Source organism: Streptomyces mexicanus, from assembly GCF_902506575.1.
Lineage (GTDB): Bacteria > Actinomycetota > Actinomycetes > Streptomycetales > Streptomycetaceae > Streptomyces > Streptomyces mexicanus.
In genome coordinates, this window is sequence record NZ_LR732544.1 from 3,362,915 (window position 1) to 3,366,962 (window position 4,048).

The 4,048-nt window shown below is 73.4% G+C and carries 4 protein-coding genes; 3 read left to right on the forward strand and 1 reads right to left on the reverse strand.

Annotated features, from left to right (window positions below):
• Positions 1-56 precede the first annotated feature (56 nt).
• Positions 57-806: a SigE family RNA polymerase sigma factor gene (locus tag GV126_RS14960; RefSeq protein ID WP_159666663.1), complete on the reverse strand. Its 750-nt coding sequence runs from the start codon at positions 804-806 to the stop codon at positions 57-59.
• A gap of 210 nt (positions 807-1,016) precedes the next feature.
• On the opposite strand from GV126_RS14960, the gene afsQ1 reads away from it, so the two are divergent.
• The 3 genes from afsQ1 to GV126_RS14975 are packed head-to-tail and all read left to right on the forward strand — an operon-like array spanning position 1,017 to position 3,978.
• The gene (gene afsQ1 / locus GV126_RS14965) at positions 1,017-1,694 is read left to right on the forward strand and encodes a two-component system response regulator AfsQ1 (RefSeq protein ID WP_028420606.1); all 678 of its coding nucleotides are present in this window, start codon (positions 1,017-1,019) and stop codon (positions 1,692-1,694) included.
• Positions 1,691-3,346, forward strand: coding sequence for a sensor histidine kinase (locus tag GV126_RS14970; protein ID WP_159666669.1), 1,656 nt, complete (start codon positions 1,691-1,693; stop codon positions 3,344-3,346). The genes afsQ1 and GV126_RS14970 overlap by 4 nt, the downstream gene beginning before the upstream one ends.
• On the forward strand, positions 3,343-3,978 hold the full coding sequence (locus GV126_RS14975) for a hypothetical protein (protein WP_236569999.1): 636 nt from the start codon (positions 3,343-3,345) through the stop codon (positions 3,976-3,978). The genes GV126_RS14970 and GV126_RS14975 overlap by 4 nt, the downstream gene beginning before the upstream one ends.
• The last annotated feature ends 70 nt before the right edge of the window (positions 3,979-4,048 follow it).

Below are 4,048 nucleotides of genomic sequence, written 5' to 3' on the forward strand. Positions count from 1 at the left end.
TTTCCGTACCCCCCGGTACGGCCCCCGTTCCCCCCGACCTTCGGTGGGCGGCCGACTCAGGCGACCAGCTCGCCGAAGGACTCCTCCTGGCTGCGGCCGAAGCTGAGCACCTCGTCCTCGCGGAGCCGGCGCAGGGAGCGCCAGATGCTCGACTTCACCGTGCCGACGCTGATGCCGAGGATGTCCGCGATCTCCGGGTCCGTGCGGCCCTCGTAGTAGCGCAGGACCAGCATGGTGCGCTGAAGTTCGGGCAGCCGGGCCAGCGCCTGCCACAGCACGGCGCGCAGTTCGGTGCCGCGCATCGCGTCCGTGTCGCCGGGCGTCTCCGGCAGTTCCTCGGTCGGGTACTCGTTGAGCTTGCGGCGCCGCCAGGCGCTGATGTGCAGGTTGGTCATGGTGCGGCGCAGGTAGCCGCCGACCGCCGCCTTGTCGCTGATCCGGTCCCACGCCCGGTAGGTCGAGAACAGCGCGCTCTGCAGCAGGTCCTCGGCCTCGAAGCGGTCGCCGGTCAGGTGGTAGGCGGTGGCGTACAGGGAGGCGCGGCGCTCCTGGACGTAGGCGGTGAACTCCGCCTCCGACAGGGACGTCCGCTCCCCCGGCTCCTCCCCGTACGCGGCGGCGCCGTGCGTCTCCCCCCGATCCCCCGTGTGCGCGTCCACCACCGCCATGTACGGGGTGGTGTGCTGACGCCCGGTGCTGCGAGCGCACCCCCGCAGACTCGTCGCACCGGACTTCTCCGCCCCCCTGGTCACGTCGTGCAGACGCGTGACCACTGCGCTGGTGCTGGTGCCGTGCAGCGTGTTCATCTCGCGCCCCCCGTCGGTGGACCTCAGTTGCGGACTGCTTGCCTGTGCCGAAAAGCTTGCCGTGGTGACTTCATGGCCGTGTCCGCCGACTGTCACAGACGTGTCACAGGGCATCGGGCGCACCGGTGCGGGCGATGCGGCCGTACGGGTACGGGCCCTGCGGCCGTACGGGTGTCGAAACCCCGACCCCGCATGGGCCAGAATGAGGCCGTGCCTTCCCTGTTGCTGATCGAGGACGACGACGCCATCCGAACGGCCCTGGAGCTCTCACTGACGCGCCAGGGACATCGGGTGGCCACCGCTGCCAGTGGAGAGGACGGTCTGAAGCTGCTGCGCGAGCAGCGGCCGGACCTGATCGTGCTGGATGTGATGCTGCCCGGCATCGACGGGTTCGAGGTGTGCCGGCGCATCCGGCGCACCGACCAGCTGCCGATCATCCTGCTGACCGCGCGCAGCGACGACATCGACGTGGTGGTGGGCCTGGAGTCGGGGGCCGACGACTATGTCGTCAAGCCGGTGCAGGGACGGGTGCTGGACGCCCGGATCCGGGCCGTGCTGCGGCGCGGCGAGCGGGAGGCGAACGACTCGGCGGTCTTCGGCAACCTCGTCATCGACCGTGCGGCGATGACGGTGACGAAGAACGGCGAGGACCTGCAGCTCACCCCGACCGAGCTGCGGCTGCTGCTGGAGCTGAGCCGGCGGCCCGGTCAGGCGCTGTCACGGCAGCAGTTGCTGCGGCTGGTGTGGGAGCACGACTACCTCGGTGACTCCCGGCTGGTGGACGCGTGCGTGCAGCGGCTGCGGGCCAAGGTCGAGGACGTGCCGTCGTCCCCGACGCTGATCCGTACCGTGCGCGGAGTCGGTTACCGCCTGGACGCGCCTCAGTGACCGATGAGCAAGGGGGGCTCCGCGGCTGGGCCGCGGGGCGCAGGAAGGTGTGGTCGCGGCTGCGGTTCACCAGTCTGCGGCTGCGGCTGGTCGTCGTGTTCGCGCTGGTGGCGCTGACGGCGGCGGTGTCGGCGTCCGGGATCGCGTACTGGCTGAACCGGGAGGCGGTGCTCACCCGCGCCCAGGACGCGGTGCTGCGCGACTTCCGGCAGGAGATGCACAACCGGGCGGGCGCGCTGCCGGCGCACCCCTCGCAGGACGCGCTGCAGCGCACCGCCGGTCAGATGGCGGGCAGCAGCCAGCGGTTCAGCGTGCTGCTGGTCGGTCAGGACGCCGACGGACGGACGGTGTACGGCACTTCCGGCGGGCTGAGCGGCTTCTCGCTGCGGGACGTGCCCGCCTCGCTGCGTGCCGCGGTGGACAAGCGGCAGCCGCTGTCTGAGACGAACAAGGCGCCGTACCACCTGTACTGGCAGCGGATCACCGTGCACGGCACGCCGTACCTGGTGGCGGGCACGAAGGTGATCGGGGGCGGCCCGACCGGCTACATGCTCAAGTCGCTGGAGCCGGAGGCCAAGGACCTCAACTCGCTGGCCTGGTCGCTGGGGATCGCCACCGCGCTGGCCCTGGTCGGTGCGGCGCTGCTGGCGCAGGCCGCCGCGACGACCGTGCTCAAGCCGGTGCACCGGCTCGGTGTGGCGGCGCGCCGGCTCGGCGAGGGCCGGCTCGACACCCGGCTGCGGGTGTCCGGCACCGACGAACTGGCCGACCTGTCCCGGACGTTCAACAACGCGGCGGCGGCGCTGGAGAAGCGGGTCGCCGACATGGCCGCCCGCGACGAGGCCTCCCGCCGCTTCGTGGCGGACATGAGCCACGAGCTGCGCACCCCGCTGACGGCCATCACGGCCGTCACGGAGGTGCTGGAGGAGGAGCTGGACTCCGAGAGCGGCGGCATCGACCCGATGATCGAGCCGGCGGTCCGGCTGGTGGTCAGCGAGACGCGGCGGCTGAACGACCTGGTGGAGAACCTGATGGAGGTGACCCGTTTCGACGCGGGCACCGCCCGGCTGGTGCTGGACGACGTGGACGTCGCCGACCAGATCACCGCCTGCATCGATGCCCGCGCCTGGCTGGACGCGGTGGAACTGGACGCCGAACGCGGCATCCACGCCCGCCTGGACCCGCGCCGCCTGGACGTCATCCTCGCCAACCTGATCGGCAACGCCCTCAAGCACGGCGGCTCCCCGGTGCGGGTGTCGGTGCGCGCCTCGCAGGAGGAGGTCGTCATCCAGGTCCGCGACCACGGGCCGGGCATCCCCGAGGACGTGCTGCCGCACGTCTTCGACCGGTTCTACAAGGCGAGCGCGTCCCGGCCGCGGTCGGAGGGCAGCGGGCTCGGCCTGTCCATCGCCCTGAACAACGCCCACATCCACGGCGGTGACATCACCGCGGGCAACTCCCCCGAGGGCGGCGCGGTGTTCACGCTGCGGCTGCCCCGGGACGCCTCCGCGCTCGCCGCGCAGCCGGCGGAAGGCGAAAGCAAGGACACGGACCACGGCGACGGCAAGGGCAGGAAGGACGGCGACGGTGCGGTGCGGGAGCCCGGCCGCAGCGGCGGCGAGAACGGCAGCGCGCGGGAGGGCGCCCGGTGAGGTCACATGAGCGACGGGGGCGCCTGAGGTCCCTGCGCCGCCGCCTGCCGGCCCTCGCGGCGCTGGCGCTGCTGCTCGCGGGGTGCGGGATCCGCCCCACGAAGGTGCCCACCGACTTCGGCGGCGCGCCCTCGCGGGTGCCGTGCACGCCGTCCCAGCCCGGTGTCATCGGGCAGGCCGCGCGCGGGGTGCCCGTGCAGGTGTTCCTGCTGTGCGGGTCGTCACTGGTGAGCGTCGACCGGGTGGTGACCGTGCCGGAGGGCACGGCCGACGCGCGGCGGCGGGTCATCGTCGCCCAGGGGCTGCTGGACCAGATGGCGGCGCCGCCGTCCGCCGGGGAGAAGGCGGCCGGGTACAGCACGCACGTACCGCGCGGCCTGAAGGCCGCCGGCCCCCGCGCCGGGGACCCGCGGGACGCCCTCCGGCTGAGCACCGCCCCGTCCGCCCTCGACGCCTACGCCCTGGCGCAGATCGTGTGCACCCTGTCGGACTCGGCCGCCGCCGAGGGCGACGGTTCGGTGGTCCTGGGCGGTCCCGCCGACCCGCGGCTGCGCCGCTACGAGTGCACCGACGCCCTGCGCGCCCACCCCGGCACGACCGAGCCGCCGTCCACGGAGGTCACCGCCGGCTGACCCGCCGGCCGCCCGCGGCTCAGGGGCCGGGCTCCCCCCCCCCGCCCCCCGCCGCCGCCCCCCCCCCCGC

What these genes read in the sequence shown, in the direction of transcription:
- GV126_RS14960 (WP_159666663.1), bottom strand. Translation starts at nt 806, where the DNA reads ATGAACACGCTGCACGGCACCAGCACCAGCGCAGTGGTCACGCGTCTG.